Genomic DNA, 16,897 nt, shown 5'->3' with positions numbered 1-16,897 from the left:
CCCAAATCATCTTTGCATGGGGACGGAGCAGGGATACATAAGCAAGTGCCGGTGCAAAGCGGCAGAATGGAGTAACTATGCCTGGTGAAATTATTATTGGGATTATCGCGCTGGTTGTCTTTTTATTTATCATTGCCAACATCAAGATTGTACCGCAGGCAAGCGCCTATGTAGTGGAACGTTTGGGAACCTATAAGACAACATGGCAGACCGGCCTGCATTTCAAGGTTCCGTTTATTGATCGCATAGCAAAGCGTGTTACCTTAAAGGAACAGGTTGCCGATTTTAGGCCCCAGCCTGTAATCACCAAGGATAACGTAACTATGCAGATTGATACGGTGGTGTTCTTTTATATTACCGACCCGAAGCTCTATGCCTACGGCGTGGAAAACCCCATGTCTGCCATCGAGTTTTTAACCGCCACCACCCTGCGTAACCTCATCGGCGAGCTGGAGCTGGATGCCACCCTTTCCTCCCGCGATACGATTAACAGCAAGATGACCACCATCCTTGATATCGCCACCGATAAGTGGGGCATTAAGGTTAACCGCGTAGAGCTTAAGAATATTCTGCCCCCGCGTGAGATTCAGGACGCGATGGAAAAGCAGATGAAGGCCGAGCGTGAGCGCCGTGAGTCCATCCTGCGCGCCGAGGGTGAAAAGAGAAGCCAGATTCTTGTGGCGGAAGGTATGAAGGAGTCGGCAATCTTAAAGGCTGAGGCAGAGAAGGAATCCGCCATTCTGCGTGCCGACGCGGTAAGGGAGCAGAAGATCCGCGAGGCCGAGGGCGAGGCGCAGTCGGTGATGATGGTACAGAAGGCACTGGCTGACAGTATTAAAATGCTTAACGAAGCCAATCCCAGCGACCGGGTATTGGCGATTAAGAGCTTTGAAGCGCTTGTGAAGGCCTGCGACGGTAAGGCTACCAAGATTATCATCCCTTCCGAGATTCAGTCGCTTGCCGGGCTAACCACCTCGGTAAAGGAGCTGCTCACCGATAAGAATATTGAGCAGTAACAGCTTGTATTTGTGCACAATTTACCCACCTAAAGCGCTGGCGTTTTACTGCAACTAAACGATTTTACCGAAATGACATTGCTTTTAATTTACGGATACATTACAATAGAATTCTGATTAATAGCGTAATATGTCCGTATGTCGTATGTTGCGGAGGGTGCTTCGTTATGAACCATATGGGTGCGATGGCTTTTTCAAACAATAGGCGGATAGGCCCCGGAAACTGCTGCGGGTGTAGTGCAGCCAAAAGGGCGTCGAGCATCTGCAAGGCCTTAAGTGCATCCTGCGATAGGACGATAGAATAGCTGCAGGCTATGGTGTATCCCACCATAGCCTGTATTTGTTTTTAAGTGATTTTGGTGTGTGATTAGGTCAATAATAAAAGGAAGCATCATTGGAAAGGGTATGAGTGTAAAATGCAGAATAAAAAAGTGGCGATTGTTATGGGCAGCGACAGCGACCTTGCCGCCATGCAGGGCGCGATAGCAACACTTAAAAAATTTGGGGTAGAGGCTACGGTGCATGTGATGTCGGCACACCGCACCCCCGAGCAGGCCTGCGCCTTTTCTAAAAACGCGCGCGAAAACGGCTACGGCGCCATCATTGCGGCGGCGGGCAAGGCGGCGCATCTGGCTGGTGTATTGGCGGCGCATACCACCCTGCCGGTAATCGGGGTTCCGATTAAATCGTCTACCCTTGACGGGCTGGACGCACTGCTTTCCACCGTGCAGATGCCCAAGGGCGTTCCGGTTGCCACAGTGGCCATCGACGGGGCCGACAACGCGGCGCTGCTGGCGGTACAGATACTGGGCGTTAGCGATGCCGCTCTTGCGGACAAGCTTGCCGCTTATAAGGCCGAGATGGAGCAAGGCGTACTTGCCGCCGATAAGGCCGTACAGGAGAAGCTTAAGAATCTTTAAAATTTAAATATACGGAGGAATTTAACATGCAGAAGCTGGAACAGGTTTATGAAGGAAAAGCCAAGAAGGTATTTGCCACCGATGACCCCAATCTTTTTATCGTAGATTATAAGGACGACGCCACCGCGTTTAACGGCCTGAAAAAGGGCACCATCGCTGAAAAGGGCGTTATCAACAACCGCGTAACCAACCACCTGATGAAGCTGCTTGAGAGCAAGGGCATCCCCACCCATCTGGTAAAGGAGCTTTCCGACCGCGAGACGCTGGTAAAGAAGGTTAAGATTGTACCCATTGAGGTTATTGTGCGCAACATCGCGGCAGGCTCGCTTTCCAAACGCCTCGGTCTGCCCGAGGGCACAAAGCTTGCGCGCACCGTGCTGGAGTACTGCTATAAGGATGACGAACTGGGCGACCCGATGATCAACGACTACCACATCTACGCCATGCAGCTTGCCACCAGCGAAGAGCTTGCTACGATAGCCGCGTACTCCTTTAAGGTGAACCAGATTTTAACCGACTATTTAAAAGACCTTGGCATTGAGCTCATCGACTTCAAGCTGGAGTTTGGCCGCCTTGCTGACGGCACCATCGTGCTGGCCGACGAGATTTCGCCCGACACCTGCCGCTTCTGGGACAGTAAAACCGGCGAGAAGCTGGATAAAGACCGTTTCCGTCGCGACCTTGGCGGCGTAGAGGATGCCTACCACGAGATTATGAAGCGCCTGCTGGGCGAATAATCCTGCCGCGCTGGCAGATTGTCTGGCGTTACGGCCTGAATGTAATTTTGATATAGTTGAATGTTTCCTGTATCCCCTGTTCCGGCAAAAGGGGATACAGAGCATCTATAAAGAATCTTTCGTTTTTCAGCCGGAGAAATGGCGGTTTACCATGTTTGATACCATCCATGAGGAATGCGGCGTTTTTGGAATCTATTCCAAGGAGCGCGGCCCGGTTGCGGCCAGCGCCTATTTTGCGCTGTACGCGCTGCAGCACCGCGGGCAGGAAAGCTGCGGTATTGCGGTTAACGACGACGGTGTGATTACCGCACATAAAGACATCGGTCTTGTGCCCGAGGTGTTTAATGCCGATGTGCTCAAAAAGCTCGGCGAGGGCAATATGGCGGTGGGGCATGTACGCTATTCCACCACCGGAAACCAGAGCCGCTTAAATGCGCAGCCGCTGGTGATTAAGCATGTAAAGGGCAAGATGGTGCTGGCGCACAACGGCAATCTTGTGAACGCCGATACCCTGCGCGAGGAGCTTGAAATGGGCGGGGCCATCTTCCACACCACCAACGATACCGAGGTTATTGCCTACATTATTACACAGGCGCGCTTAAATGCCCCCAGCATCGAGGCTGCCGTGGAAAAGGCAATGGAGAAGATTAAGGGCGCCTACTCGCTGATTATCATGTCACCGCAAAAGCTTATCGCGGCGCGTGACCCGGTGGGCTTCAGGCCGCTCTGCATGGGCAGACGCGGAGAGGACATTGTATTTGCCTCTGAAAGCTGCGCATTAGACAGCCTCGGTGCCGAGTTTATCCGTGACCTTGACCCCGGCGAGATTGTGGTGGTGGATAAAAACGGCATCCGCAGCCTCAAGGGTCACTGCAAGGGGCAGAAGGGCAGCCTGTGCGTATTTGAGTTTATCTATTTCGCACGGCCCGATTCGGTAATAGAAGGGGCTTCGGTGCACAATGCACGTCTGCGGGCGGGCGCATACCTTGCGCTGGAGCACCCTGTACAGGCAGATGTAGTGGTTGGTGTGCCCGATTCGGGGCTGGACGCCGCCATCGGTTATTCACGGCAGTCGGGTATCCCCTACGGTATCGGGCTTATCAAAAACCGCTATGTGGGCAGAACCTTCATCCAGCCCTCTCAGGCGCAGCGCGAGGACGCGGTAAAAATCAAGCTCAACGTGCTTAAGGCCACCGTGGCGGGCAAGCGCGTGGTGCTGGTGGATGACTCCATCGTGCGCGGTACCACCAGTGCTCGGATTGTAAAGCTGGTGCGCGAGGCGGGTGCCAAGGAGATACATATGCGCATCTCCGCGCCGCCGTTTATGAACCCCTGCTACTTTGGCACCGATATCGACAGTAAGGAAAATCTCATCGCCTGCAAGATGTCGATTGACGAGATTGCGAAGGAGATCGGCGTAGACAGCCTCGGCTTCATCAGCACCGACAGCGTAAGGCGGATTGCCGAGGGCGCGCGCTGCGGCTTCTGCGACGCCTGCTTTACGGGCAACTACCCGGTGGAAACGCCCGTTAATATCAGCAAGGATAAGTTTGAAAGCAAGATCAGTGCTAAAAACGACTAACCCGTTTTACCCCAGTGTAGCGGGATATACATGGAGCAATCGGCTTCGCCGACAGATCAAAACTTCCGAAATAGCGAAAGGATGGTCAATTAAATGAAGAGCTTCAGCGAAAGCTACAAGGCTGCGGGCGTGGATGTTACCGCGGGGTACAAGGCTGTGGAACTGATGAAAAGCTCGGTGGCGTCTACCTTTACCAAAGGGGTGCTTTCGGGTATCGGCGGCTTCGGCGGGCTTTTTGAGCTGGATTTAACCGGCATTGAAAAGCCGGTGCTGGTTTCGGGCACCGACGGCGTAGGCACCAAGCTTAAGCTGGCCTTTTTAATGAATAAGCACAACACCGTGGGTATCGACTGCGTGGCGATGTGCGTAAACGACATTATCTGCTCGGGTGCAAAGCCGCTCGTCTTTTTGGATTACGTTGCGGTGGGCAAGAATATCCCCGAGCGGGTGGCCGACATCGTTTCGGGCGTAGCCGACGGCTGCCGTCAGGCAGGCGCCTCACTGGTAGGCGGCGAAACCGCCGAGATGCCCGGCTTCTATTCCCCCGACGAGTACGACCTTGCGGGCTTTTCTGTGGGCGTGGTGGATAAAGCGCGCATTCTGGATAACGAGAACGTGAAGGCTGGCGATACAATCATCTCTTTAGCCTCCTCCGGTGTGCATTCCAACGGCTTCTCGCTTGTACGCAAGGTATTCGATATCGAGAACGCAAACCTTGGCGAATACTACCCCGAGCTTGGCAAAACACTGGGCGAAGAGCTGCTCACCCCTACCCGCATCTATGTGAAGGCAATTCTTGCGCTGATGGATGCGGTAAAGATTAAGAGCATCAGCCATATCACCGGCGGCGGTTTTTACGAGAATATCCCCCGCGCGCTGCCCAAGGGCTTAACGGCGAAGATTGACAAAAAAAGCCTTGTGATTCCGCCCATCTTCAAGCTCATTCAGCAAAAGGGCGGCATTGACGAGCGCGATATGTTCAACACCTACAACATGGGCACCGGTATGTGCGTGATTGTGCCGCAGAGCGAGGCTCAAACAGCCCTGAAAGTACTCACCGAAGCCGGCGAGACCGCCAGGGTAATCGGCGAGGTTGTTGTGGGTGATGAAGGCGTAATCATCGCATAAACAGGCGGCGCGCCAGATTTCGCGACACTTTGAAAGGCATGGGATAAGTATGATAAACATCGCGGTGCTGGTTTCGGGCGGCGGAACCAATTTGCAGGCACTCTTGGATGCGCAGGACAGGGGCGAAAACCCCTGCGGCACGGTTACCCTTGTGGTGGCAAGCAACCATAAGGCCTACGCGCTTGAACGTGCGGGGGCGCACGGCATTCCAACCGCCGTGGTGGCGCGCAAGGAGTACGAAACCGCACAGGCGTTTGACGAGGCTCTGGCGAAGGTGCTGAAAGAACACGATATTCAGCTGGTGGTACTGGCAGGGTTTTTGTGCATCCTTGGCCCGGCTGTAATAAACGCGTACCGTGACCGTATTGTAAATGTTCACCCGTCGCTTATTCCCTCGTTCTGCGGCGACGGCTTTTACGGCTTAAAGGTGCACGAGGCGGCGCTCAGCTATGGGGTTAAAGTAACCGGCGCTACCGTGCATCTGGTGAATGAGGTTACCGACGGCGGCAAAATTCTGCTGCAAAAGGCAGTGGAGATTCAGGAGGGCGATACCCCGGAGGTACTGCAAAAGCGTGTGATGCAGGAGGCCGAGTGGGTGATTCTGCCCAAGGCGGTTGCCATGCTCAGTGCCGAACTGGACGCGGCACGCTAGCTTCATCGAAAGAGGGTTTGTATATGACGGTACGAGTGGCTGAAACGAAGGACATCGATACCCTGATTAAGCTGCGCCTGGAGTATCTGGCTCACCATTTCGGGCGGCTGGAGCCCAAGGCCGAACAAGCCCTGCGCGCGCAACTGCAAGGCTATTTTTCCGCACATCTGAACCACGACTTTTTAGCCGTCCTGTGTGAGGATAGCGGCAAGGTGGTTTCCACAGCGTATCTTGCAATCAACGAAAAACCCGCGAACCCAAGGTTTATTACGGGTAAGACCGCAACCGTTTTAAATGTATATACCTACCCCGAGTACCGCAAGAGGGGCTGTGCCACTCAGGTGCTGGAGCTTCTGATACAGTGCGCTAAAAATATGAACATATCCTATATCGAGCTTTCCGCCACCGAGGCGGGTAAGCCGCTTTACGAAAAGCTGGGCTTTCAAGTGTGGCAGCAGCCGGAAACGGAAATGCGGCTGCAGCTTACATAATAAAGAGTGCATCAGTAAAACCGGAAAGGCTGGTTAATACCATGCAGATGCTTGATTTGAAAAAAGAGCTAACCGCGAATACCTACCCGGGCCGAGGGATTATCATCGGTAAGAGCGAGGACGGCGCCTCTGCCGTGATTGTCTATTTCATCATGGGACGCAGCGAGAACAGCCGCAATCGTGTGTTTGTAGAGTGTGACGGCGGTATTAAAACCAAGGCGTTCGATGAATCCAAGCTGAGTGACCCATCGCTTATCATCTACGCCCCCGTGCGTGTGCTGGGGGATACAACCGTCGTGACCAACGGCGACCAGACCGATACGGTTTGTGATTATCTTTTACAGGGCAAGGCGTTTGAGGACGCACTGCGCACCCGCACCTTTGAGCCCGATCCGCCGAACTTTACGCCTCGTGTCTCGGGGTTGGTGAAGGTAAAAGACGGCACCTTTGAGTACAAGCTCTCGATTTTAAAGAGCAGCAGCGGCATTGAAGCCTCTGCCGAGCGTTTTTTCTACGATTACCCCCAGCCTTTGGCGGGCGAGGGCCGGTTTATTCACACCTACCGCTGCGACGGCAACCCCATCCCCTCGTTTGAGGGCGAGCCGGAGCGGGTGGCTATCAAGGGCGGCATCGACGAATTTACAGGCCTTTTATGGGAAAGCTTAAACGAGCAGAACAAGGTTTCGCTGTTTGTGCGTTACATCAGCCTAAAAGATGGCACAGCACAAACCCGTATTGTAAATAAGAATCGATAAATTTGGCTTTTAAGAGGAAAGAATATATTTTTGTAATAAAATTAACCCCTGAATTCTATCCTCTCGAAACCCACCCCCACCCCCCGTTTTTAATCCGGGAGGCCCCGCCTCTACGGTATGTCAAAGGGTGGATTGTAGGGGCGGTCATTGGCCGTCCGTGGTATTCATATGTTCATCGGAGAGACGCGCAATGCGCGCCCCTACAGAAGGCATAGACAGAAATTGCAATATAAATAGAGAGGTGCAGATAAAGTGAGTAACGAAATGGAACTGAAATACGGCTGCAACCCGAACCAGAAGCCCGCGAAAATCTTTATGAAAAACGGCGAGAACCTGCCTATCGAGGTATTGTGCGGCAGACCGGGGTATATTAACTTCCTGGATGCCTTTAACGGCTGGCAGCTGGTAAAGGAGCTGAAGGCGGCCACCAACCTTCCCGCCGCCGCTTCGTTTAAGCACGTAAGCCCCGCAGGCGCCGCGGTAGGGCTGGAGCTTTCCGATACCCTTCGGCAGATCTACTTTGTGGGTGACATGGAGCTTTCGCCGCTTGCCTGCGCCTACGCGCGTGCAAGAGGTGCAGACCGTATGTCTTCCTACGGCGACTTTATCGCCCTTTCCGATATCTGCGACGTGCCCACCGCCAAGCTGATTGTAAAAGAGGTTTCCGACGGTGTAATCGCTCCCGGTTACGAGCCGGAGGCGCTGGAGCTGCTAAAGGGTAAGCGCAAGGGCAGCTACAATATCATAAAGATTGACCCTACCTACACCCCCGCGCCCATCGAGCACAAGGATGTGTTCGGCATCACCTTCGAGCAGGGGCGCAACGAGCTAAAAATTGATGAGAGCCTGCTTGAGAATATCATCACCGAGAATAAGTCACTGCCCGATTCCGCAAAGCGCGACCTCGTAATCTCGCTGATAGTGCTGAAATATACGCAGTCCAACTCTGTTTGCTATGTCTATGACGGGCAGGCCATCGGCATCGGCGCGGGGCAGCAGTCGCGCATCCACTGCACCCGTCTTGCCGGCAGCAAGGCCGACAACTGGTTTTTACGCCAGCACCCGCAGGTGCTCGGCCTAAAGTTTAAAGAGGGCCTTGGCCGTGCCGACCGCGACAACACAATAGATGTTTATATCTCGGAGGAGTGCGAAGACGTGCTGGCCGACGGCGTTTGGCAGAACCTTTTCGCCGTTCGCCCCGAGCGGCTTACCTTAGCTGAGAAACGCAGATGGCTGGACAAGGTTTCGGGAGTTGCGCTTGGCAGCGACGCGTTCTTCCCGTTTGGCGACAACATCGAGCGCGCCCACAAGAGCGGCGTGAGCTTTATTGCACAGCCCGGCGGCTCTATTCGCGACGACCATGTTATTTCAACCTGTAATAAATACGGCATTGCCATGGCGTTTACGGGTATCCGGCTGTTCCATCATTAATGCGGCGACGACCATATGAGGAAAAGGATAGGGAGGCAGACGATGAAGGTATTGGTGGTTGGCGGAGGCGGCCGTGAGCATGCCGTGATAAATAAGCTGCTCGAGAACGAGCGTATTACCAAGCTTTACTGCACGCCCGGCAACGGCGGCATCAGCGCGGTGGCCGAGTGTGTGAACCTTAAGGCCACCGACGTGGATATGATTGCCGCGTTTGCGCAGCAGCATGATATTGATTTTGCGGCGGTAATCCCCGATGACCCGCTGGTGCTGGGCTTGGTGGATAAGCTGGAGGGTATGGGCATCAAGAGCTTCGGCCCTTCTAAAAAAGCTGCGCAGATTGAGGGCAGCAAGGCATTTGCCAAGAATCTGATGAAGAAGTATAACATCCCCACCGCGGCCTATGAGGTATTTGAGGATTCCAAGGCGGCGATTGATTATGTGAAAAGTCAGGGCCGTTTTCCGGTAGTGATCAAGGCGGACGGGCTTGCCTTAGGCAAGGGCGTTATCATCGCGCAGGATCTACCCGAGGCAGAGGCGGCGATTCATTCCATGATCGACGAGGGTGCGTTCGGCAAGAGCGGAAGCCGCGTGGTAATTGAGGAGTTTTTAACCGGCCCCGAGGTTTCGGTGCTTGCGTTTACCGATGGCAAAACCCTAAAGCCGATGGTTTCCTCCATGGACCATAAGCGCGCATTGGATGGCGATAAGGGCCTGAATACCGGCGGTATGGGCACCATCGCACCCAACCCGCACTACACCGAAGAGCTTGCAAAAGAGTGTATGGAGCGCATCTTTCTGCCCACCATTGAGGCTATGCGCAAGGAGGGTGCCCCCTTTAAGGGCTGCCTGTATTTCGGCCTGATGCTCACCCCCAAGGGCCCGTATGTAATTGAATACAACTGCCGCTTTGGCGACCCCGAAACGCAGGTGGTACTTCCGCTTTTAAAAACCGACCTGCTCACCATCTTTGAGGCGGTGGCGGAGGAACGCCTGGATACCGTTGATATCGAATGGGAACAGGGCGCCGCAGCCTGTGTGGTAATGGCCTCGGGCGGTTACCCGCAGAAATACGAAACCGGCAAGGAGATTACCGGATTGCAGGAGGTTTCGTTTATGCGCGGCGTGACGGTTTACCACGCGGGCACCAAGTATGACGACGGCAGGTACTATACCGCCGGCGGGCGCGTATTGGGCGTTACCGCGAAGGGAAAGAACCTTTCCGCAGCACTTGCCAAGGCCTACGAAGCGGTGGATAAAATCCGTTTTGAGGGTGCGCATTTCCGCACCGATATCGGTAAAAAGTAGGCTTAGTCATAAAGCTAAATAAATTTAGAAAATTATCCCATACTAGATTAAAATGCAAATCTGGTATGGGGTGATTTTTTATGAGCGAATTTGGCATGTCACGTTCGCAGAAGCGCACGGCGGTGATCTTCTCGAGCGTAATCCTTTGCTTTGCGCTGCTTTTTCTGCGCGTTTTCTTGGTGGCGACGGGGGATGAGCTGCAATCGGTGGCCAAAAGCCAGAGCTCCTATACCCTTACGGTGGATGAAAGCCGCGGCACCATCTACGACTGTAACTTCCAGCCGCTGGTAAACAGCGAAAGCAGCTATGTGCTCTCTATCCTGCCCAGTGACGAGGCTGCCGCGGCAATTGCCGATGCGCTGCCCGCAGAGGAGCGTATAAAGGCGCTCACACTGTTTGAAAGCGGCAAGCCGTTTTTGCAGAAGGCGGATACCCCGTATATCTATGCCAAGGGAATCGATGTATTCACCGTTAAGCACCGGTATGCGACAAAACAGCTTGCGGCGCATATTATCGGGCATCTTGACAGCGAGGGAAAGGGTGCCATGGGTATTGAGCGTGCGTATGACGAGCTGCTTACCGCAAACAGCGGCAGGCTTTCAGTTACCTATACGGTTGACGCGCTGCGGCACCCGCTTGCCAGCATTGCCCCGGAGGTTACGCGTGAAGGCTATGAAAACCCGCAGGGCGTGGTGCTTACCTTGGATAAAGAGCTGCAGCAGATTGCCGAGGAAGAGGGCGCCCGCATGATACAGAAGGGCGCTGTGGTAATCATGGAAGCTGAAACGGGCAAGATTCGCGCTGCGGCCTCGTTCCCGAGCTTTTCACCCACCGATATTGCGGCAAGCCTAAACGATAAAAATGCCCCACTTGTAAACCGCTGCTTTGCGGCCTATAATGTCGGCTCCACCTTTAAGCTCTCCGGCCTTGCCGCGGCGCTGGAGGCGGGCATTACCACCGACTATAAATATACCTGCGGGGGGAATATAACAGTCGATACCCTGAACTTTTTTTGCCACAACCGCGCGGGACACGGTGAGCTGGATATGAACGGCGCGCTGGAGCATTCCTGCAACCCCTATTTTATCAACCTTGGGCAGCAAACGGGCTACGACAAGCTGTACGAGATGGCGGTGCGCATGGGGTTCGGGCGTGCGGATGAGCTGGGGCAGGGCATAAAAACGGCATCCGGCTCTTTACCGGAGATGGCAACCCTGCAGAACAAGGCGGTGCTGGCCAACTTCTCGTTCGGGCAGGGGGAGCTTACCGCAACGCCTGTGCAGATTGCCAAGCTGGTGGCGGTATTTGCAAACGGGGGCAAAATGGTGTACCCCTCGGTGGTGGAGGGCATCTCGGATACAACCGGTTCACAGCTTGCCACCCCCTATGAGCGGCCGCAGGCTTATCAGATAATTTCGCAGTCGATTGCCGAAACGGTAAAACAGATGATGGTAAACGTTGTGGAAAAGGGCAGCGGTAAGAACGCAAAGCCCATCAAAAACGGTGCGGGCGGCAAAACCGGCTCGGCGCAAACAGGAGTGTATGAAGCGGATAAGGAGATTGTGCACGCGTGGTTTGCGGGCTTTTTCCCCGCACAAACCCCGAAGTATGTGGTGGTGGTGCTCAACGAGGGAATGAATTCCGGCGGCGACTACGCGGCCCCTGTTTTCAGGGAGATTGCGGATAGGGTGCAGAACCTGGAGATGCGCAGGGTGGAGAAGGACAGCTGATTATAAATGCGGGTAAACATTTATAAGCAAAACGAAACAAGCATTACTATAGAAGTGTAAATTTAATAACAAAAGAGTAACAAACAGTAATCAAAACAGGCAGTATACTGTGATGAATGCCATTAAAAGACCGATTTTATTTGGCGATTAGGCGGCATTGTTAAATCAGACAAAATATTATTACAAAATTACTACAAAAAAATTACAAACCCTATTGCTTTTTTCATGTTAATGGGTTATACTATGGCTGTGGTTAGAAACTAACCCAACAAAAACTATTTTTTTAAGGAGGAAATTACCCATGAAAAAAGTACTTGCATTAGTACTTGCAGCTGTTATGGCTCTCAGCCTTGCAACAGTTGTATCCGCTGGCACCACCATTCTTTATCCTAACACCCCTGGCTCCACCGACGTTGGCTCTTCTGTTATTGACAATAACGTGCTTGAGTTCGGTGAGGAAGCAGTAAGCTTCTTCCTCGATTTACCTGACGGCTTCGTACTCGGTGACTCTTATGTTAACAATACTGTTGACGTTGATGCTGCTAAGAACACCGGCGACTACTCGCTGAGCGTTTCTGCTGCGACCAACAATTCTGATGTTACCGTTGAAACCAGACTCTTCAAGAACACTGCTAGAGATGCTGTTGCTATTCAGTTAACTGTTAAGTCTCTGAGCGAGAAGTTCACTGTTGAAGATTTCAAGAGCTTCAAAGTAACCGCTAAGGTTGTACAGGCTGACTCTAAGAACAAGAGCAATGTATCTGCTGACTATACGTTTGAGGGCACTGTTGGCAACTCCAGAGCTACCTTCAACGATATGTTCAAGGATGCTAACGGCAAGTGGAATGTTTTCACTGGCAAGAATCAGCTCAAGGTTCCTACCGCAACCGATGCAAGAGTAATCGATGTTGACGTATTTGAGCAGGCTAAGGGTTCTGCCCTTTCCATCAACTACGACGCTCAGAAGTATGCTGTAAACTTCATAAAAGTTACCAACCAGAATACTTCTCTTTATCTGTGGGCTAAGACCGGCGTTGTAGCTGCTCCTACCAAGTCTATCGCTTCTATCGCTTTCCAGCCTACCCGCGTTAAGGATGCTGCTACCGTTACCATGCCTATCAGCGCTGATAACGAGAACCTCTATGGCGAGAAAGTATGGGTATACGCTCTCGTTGATGGCAAGCCCACTGGCGAAGCTATCGAAGGCGCCGTTGTTAACCACAACAGCGTAATCTTCACCGTTCCCGCTGGCACAGCTCTCGGCACCTTCGCTGCTTACGGCGACAAGGCTATGGGCGACGCTGAGAAGCCCGCTATCCCCGAGACCGGCGCTAACGACATCGTTAACATTGCTATCGTATTTGCTGTAGTTGCTCTTGCAGCTGCTGGCTTCGTAGCAGTAAAGAAGGCTAGCAAATAATTAACCCTAACAGGTTGGTTATAAGCTTATAGCTTGAATAACTGTCGTAGGAAGGCACTCTTTTAAAGGGTGCCTTCCTTTTATGTATTGAATAAAAGACAGCAAAAAGCCCGTTCTAAATTTGTATTAGAACGGGCTTAACGGGTTTTATGCTATTGGTGGCGCGAATTCGTTTTAACTTTAATGCAGGCCTTTACCAGCGCTGCTGTTACTTCTTTGCCGTTTTCCTCAAGGTAAAGCTCCAATGCATTGCCCTGAAGGTCTTCAGCTAAAACGTACTGTACGGGAACGAGGTTTAGCGCAGCGGCAATGATATCCTTTTTGCATAAATTACAGCGGCACACATTCATGCGCTCGATAATCTCATCCACCTTATTTGCGATGGCATACTCGGCGATGTTGACCAGATTATGAAGTGTATTGGGAGCATTGAGCACCGGCGCCGGTTCCTGCACCGCAACCGGGCTTGGCGCAGGCGTGGGGGCAGGGCTGGATATTGGTGGAGTCGCTTCGGTAGGCGGTAACGGCGGAGCAGGCTGTGGTTCAGGCATAGCTTCTGCCGGTATCGGGCTAGGTTCTGGCATTGTCTTTGGCAGCGTTATAGCACGGGCAGCAGGCTGATTTGTTTGCCTAGCGGTAGCGGCTGGCTCTGAAGTGTCCTTAGCAGAAGAGGCTTTCTTGGCACGAGCAGGCTGTTTTTGCACCATTTTGGCCACAGAAAGCTCCTCTTCGGGCTGATCGCTTTCGGTAAGCACCTCGTCGTTTGCACCGGCAGTTAGAAGATTTAATACATGAGCGGTTTTACTGCTCTTTCGTCCCATTCGGTTCACCCCGTTTCAGCAGTTCATCAATCAGAGATTTATAATCCTTGGCGGCAGCAGCATGAGGAGCAAAGGTCAGTACGCTCTCGCAGTGGGCAGGTGCTTCCGCCACTGAAACGCTTGTCCTGATCTTTGCATTTAAAACGCTGGTATTCAACTGCCGGGCCACAATCTTCGCAAGGTCTTCAACATCCCTTGTAAGATTGGTTCGGTTATTGTATTTAGTAAGAAGAATGCCTTCTATGGTAAGACTGTGGTTATAGTATTTTCGTACGGTATCAATGGTTTCCTTCAGCTGAGAAATTCCCTGAAGGCTCAGAATCTCGGGAACCATCGGAATAATAATGCTGTTGGCTACGGTGTAGGCGTTTACGGTAAGAATACTTAAGGCCGGTGGGGTATCGATAAAGACATAATCATATTCATCGGCTATATCCCCCATGGCCTCTTTCAGGATATGCTCGCGCCCAGGACGATTAAACTCCAGCTCCGCACCACTCAAAAGAATGTTAGAGGGGAGGATATCGCAGGTTTTGGTTTGCTGTATGGCATCGCGTATGGGTACCTGGCCCTTCATTACCTCATAAACTGTGGGGCTGTCGTCGGTTTCGGCGCCCACACTGAAGCTCAGATTCCCCTGAGGATCAAGGTCTATGGCTAACACCTTGTAGCCGCGCATACTCAACCCGCCCGCCATAGAGCAGGTGGTGGTCGTTTTTCCAACGCCACCCTTTTGGTTGGTGATAACGGTAATCTTCTTCATATAAAGATTCATGCCCTTTCTATTGGGCTTTACGCCCGATAGAAAGGGCATAAAACCAATAATAAAAAAGTACGGCGCCGCGTAGCGGCAGGAAGGGTCATACCCAATATTTATGCTACCTAAGGTGTCAGTTATATCCAAGCCCGGTTACTACAACACTGCGCATCTCAGAATCGTTAAAGAGATCGTAAAGCAGGGTTTCATCCTCAATGTTTCGAACAACAGGGCGCAGAGGCTGCGATTCATGGTTTTTCACCACGACACCGATAATACCGTTGCTAAGGCGAACACAGGTACCCACGGGGTAGGGAGCAACCTTTTTCAAAAACACCTTAACAAGCTCTTCGTCAAAGAATGTACCAACACCGCCCATGATATACTCTATTGCCTCCGAGGGCAGATTGGGCCGGCGGTAGGGGCGGTTTGAGGTAAGCGCATCATAAACGTCGGCTATAATCAGTATTCTGCCGAACAAGGGAATATTCGAACCCGCTATGCCGTATGGGTACCCGGTTCCGTCGAATTTTTCATGGTGGCTCAGAATACCGTCATAGGTGTTAAGCGGAATCATCTTCTTGCCTTTAAAGTAGTTAGCCCCATATACCGGATGCAGCTTAATAATTTCGTATTCCTGAGTGGTAAGCTTGGCAGGTTTATTGATAATATCCAACGGTACATCCAGCTTGCCGATATCGTGCAGTATGGCGCATAAGCCAAGCTCATACAGGGTGTTAAAATCAAAATCCATTGTAATGCCCATGGCCAGAGACAGAACCGCAACACTGAGAGAATGATGATAGGTGTAATCGTCATACATCTTTAGGTCGATGATATTGGCCATGAACTGGCTGTTGCTGGAGATATCACGGATTAGATTTTCTGTAATCTCGCCGATGGAATCAATCTGTTTCACTACCATCGCATCGCTGGTGCCCTTAAAATTAACATACAGCTGCTTAATTCCCGCAACGGCCTTCATACGAAGCTCTTCGTTAATACTGCCTTCAATGGTGGCATCATCGTTGACACCGTCGTTTACATAGGCACCTGCAAAGCCGCAGGCCATCAGGCGCTTAATGTAGTTCTCTGTAAGTGCCTCGCCTTTTCTAAGCAATACGGTAGTATAATTCTCGTAATCATACAGTCGGATATCGCGTGATATTACCATGCCAGCTGCAAGTTGATGAGTAGGTAGAAAAATCATATTCATCCAATCCTAACCGGCCTCAGAAATGTGTCAGTGCCAAAGATAAAGACCGATTATGTCCTAAAATGTCGTACTGAACTTCGATAGAGATAGTAAAAGAATTGGAAAGATAATATGGGTAATCATCATTTTCCTTGCTACCTCAGAAGAAGTTTAGATTATACCCCCGGTATTCAGCATAAGGTGATCCACTTTAGCAAAAAAAGACAATATAAATTTTCTTGTGTCAAATTACACTTATGTTTTTATTCTACCACAAACCTTAGGCATTTTCAAACAATTAAGAAGGCGAATAATGTAAAAGTAACTCGAAAAAAGTTGACTAAAATAGAAAGTGGTGCTACATTGTTTTACATAAATTCATTAAAAATTTCTTAAACCGATTTACAGCTAGTACTATTTAATAGTAATTGTCCGTTTCGTGTTAGAAAATGATACAACGGCTCGTAATAGAACATTACCTTATTATTATGGAGGAAAAGCGTTTATGACAGACCAGCAGGGGAGTACATTTTATGAAGCCACCCGGGATGTTTTTAAGATGATGCTAGGGTTGGATATTGCACAGCTTGAGACTTATTCCGCAGCGGATGGCGAAGAGACTGTGCAGATAGCCATAGAACTGATCGGTGACCTGACGGGCAGTGTGGTTTACAGCTTTCCGAAAACCACGGCGCTTAACATAGTTAAAACACTCTCGGGTATGGAGAGCGGTGCAATCGATGAGTTTGCCACCTCGATGCTGGGAGAGATTTCAAATATCATCAGCGGAAACGCGGTAACCATCCTTTCAAGCTATAACTGCAACTGTGATATCCGGCCTCCGCAGATTACAATCCGTAATAATACGGCAAAAATCGACGATACTGTTGTATATCTATGCCTTCAGTCTGAGGTTGGACAGCTGTATGAGCATGTACTGCTTTCATAAATGCTTAC

Annotated in this window: 16 protein-coding genes; 13 read left to right on the top strand and 3 right to left on the bottom strand. The window is 51.4% G+C overall.

Annotation, left to right across the window (positions count from 1 at the left end):
• Window positions 1-77 precede the first annotated feature (77 nt).
• The 12 genes from BLR50_RS06605 to BLR50_RS06545 all read left to right on the top strand — a co-directional run bounded on the left by BLR50_RS06605 (window position 78) and on the right by BLR50_RS06545 (window position 13,167).
• Window positions 78-1,016, top strand: coding sequence for an SPFH domain-containing protein (locus tag BLR50_RS06605; protein WP_092639807.1), 939 nt, complete (start codon window positions 78-80; stop codon window positions 1,014-1,016).
• 416 nt (window positions 1,017-1,432) lie between these two features.
• Window positions 1,433-1,936 (top strand): 5-(carboxyamino)imidazole ribonucleotide mutase, encoded by a 504-nt coding sequence (purE, locus tag BLR50_RS06595; RefSeq protein WP_092639803.1) that lies wholly within the window; start codon window positions 1,433-1,435, stop codon window positions 1,934-1,936.
• A gap of 26 nt (window positions 1,937-1,962) precedes the next feature.
• Window positions 1,963-2,673 (top strand): phosphoribosylaminoimidazolesuccinocarboxamide synthase, encoded by a 711-nt coding sequence (gene purC / locus BLR50_RS06590; protein ID WP_092639801.1) that lies wholly within the window; start codon window positions 1,963-1,965, stop codon window positions 2,671-2,673.
• Window positions 2,674-2,824: 151 nt separating this feature from the next.
• On the top strand, window positions 2,825-4,255 hold the full coding sequence (gene purF, locus BLR50_RS06585) for an amidophosphoribosyltransferase (RefSeq protein ID WP_092639799.1): 1,431 nt from the start codon (window positions 2,825-2,827) through the stop codon (window positions 4,253-4,255).
• A 93-nt stretch (window positions 4,256-4,348) separates the two neighbouring features.
• Window positions 4,349-5,383, top strand: a complete 1,035-nt coding sequence (gene purM, locus BLR50_RS06580) for a phosphoribosylformylglycinamidine cyclo-ligase (RefSeq protein WP_092639797.1) — start codon at window positions 4,349-4,351, stop codon at window positions 5,381-5,383.
• 49 nt (window positions 5,384-5,432) lie between these two features.
• Window positions 5,433-6,035 carry a phosphoribosylglycinamide formyltransferase gene (gene purN / locus BLR50_RS06575; RefSeq protein ID WP_092639795.1) on the top strand — a complete coding sequence of 201 codons (603 nt, stop codon included), beginning with the start codon at window positions 5,433-5,435 and terminating at the stop codon, window positions 6,033-6,035.
• Window positions 6,036-6,058: 23 nt separating this feature from the next.
• Window positions 6,059-6,526 carry a GNAT family N-acetyltransferase gene (locus BLR50_RS06570; protein WP_092639793.1) on the top strand — a complete coding sequence of 156 codons (468 nt, stop codon included), beginning with the start codon at window positions 6,059-6,061 and terminating at the stop codon, window positions 6,524-6,526.
• A 41-nt stretch (window positions 6,527-6,567) separates the two neighbouring features.
• The gene (locus BLR50_RS06565) at window positions 6,568-7,281 is read left to right on the top strand and encodes an IMP cyclohydrolase (protein ID WP_092639791.1); all 714 of its coding nucleotides are present in this window, start codon (window positions 6,568-6,570) and stop codon (window positions 7,279-7,281) included.
• 264 nt (window positions 7,282-7,545) lie between these two features.
• On the top strand, window positions 7,546-8,712 hold the full coding sequence (locus BLR50_RS06560; RefSeq protein WP_162840353.1) for a phosphoribosylaminoimidazolecarboxamide formyltransferase: 1,167 nt from the start codon (window positions 7,546-7,548) through the stop codon (window positions 8,710-8,712).
• Between the two features lie 42 nt (window positions 8,713-8,754).
• Window positions 8,755-10,017 (top strand): phosphoribosylamine--glycine ligase, encoded by a 1,263-nt coding sequence (gene purD, locus BLR50_RS06555; RefSeq protein ID WP_092639787.1) that lies wholly within the window; start codon window positions 8,755-8,757, stop codon window positions 10,015-10,017.
• 80 nt (window positions 10,018-10,097) lie between these two features.
• Window positions 10,098-11,747: a peptidoglycan D,D-transpeptidase FtsI family protein gene (locus BLR50_RS06550; protein ID WP_092639785.1), complete on the top strand. Its 1,650-nt coding sequence runs from the start codon at window positions 10,098-10,100 to the stop codon at window positions 11,745-11,747.
• A gap of 301 nt (window positions 11,748-12,048) precedes the next feature.
• Entirely contained in the window at window positions 12,049-13,167 is a 1,119-nt protein-coding gene (locus BLR50_RS06545; RefSeq protein ID WP_092639783.1) for a hypothetical protein, read from the top strand.
• A gap of 152 nt (window positions 13,168-13,319) precedes the next feature.
• Here BLR50_RS06545 and BLR50_RS06540 read toward each other — a convergent pair whose 3' ends face one another.
• From BLR50_RS06540 to BLR50_RS06530, 3 genes are all read right to left on the bottom strand, one after another.
• Complete coding sequence (locus BLR50_RS06540; protein WP_092639781.1) at window positions 13,320-13,988, bottom strand: late competence development ComFB family protein; 669 nt, start codon at window positions 13,986-13,988, stop codon at window positions 13,320-13,322.
• Window positions 13,969-14,751: a ParA family protein gene (locus tag BLR50_RS06535; RefSeq protein ID WP_092639881.1), complete on the bottom strand. Its 783-nt coding sequence runs from the start codon at window positions 14,749-14,751 to the stop codon at window positions 13,969-13,971. Before BLR50_RS06535 ends, BLR50_RS06540 begins: the two co-directional genes overlap by 20 nt.
• Window positions 14,752-14,878: 127 nt before the next feature.
• Window positions 14,879-15,961: an HD-GYP domain-containing protein gene (locus tag BLR50_RS06530; RefSeq protein ID WP_092639779.1), complete on the bottom strand. Its 1,083-nt coding sequence runs from the start codon at window positions 15,959-15,961 to the stop codon at window positions 14,879-14,881.
• 484 nt (window positions 15,962-16,445) lie between these two features.
• On the opposite strand from BLR50_RS06530, the gene BLR50_RS06525 reads away from it, so the two are divergent.
• Window positions 16,446-16,889 carry a chemotaxis protein CheX gene (locus tag BLR50_RS06525; protein ID WP_092639777.1) on the top strand — a complete coding sequence of 148 codons (444 nt, stop codon included), beginning with the start codon at window positions 16,446-16,448 and terminating at the stop codon, window positions 16,887-16,889.
• Window positions 16,890-16,897: the final 8 nt, after the last annotated feature.

Origin of the sequence: Acetanaerobacterium elongatum (assembly GCF_900103835.1) — a bacterium.
GTDB lineage: Bacteria > Bacillota > Clostridia > Oscillospirales > Ruminococcaceae > Acetanaerobacterium > Acetanaerobacterium elongatum.
The sequence above is the reverse complement of the archived record's forward strand: the minus strand, read 5'-3'. Positions and strand labels throughout refer to the sequence as shown.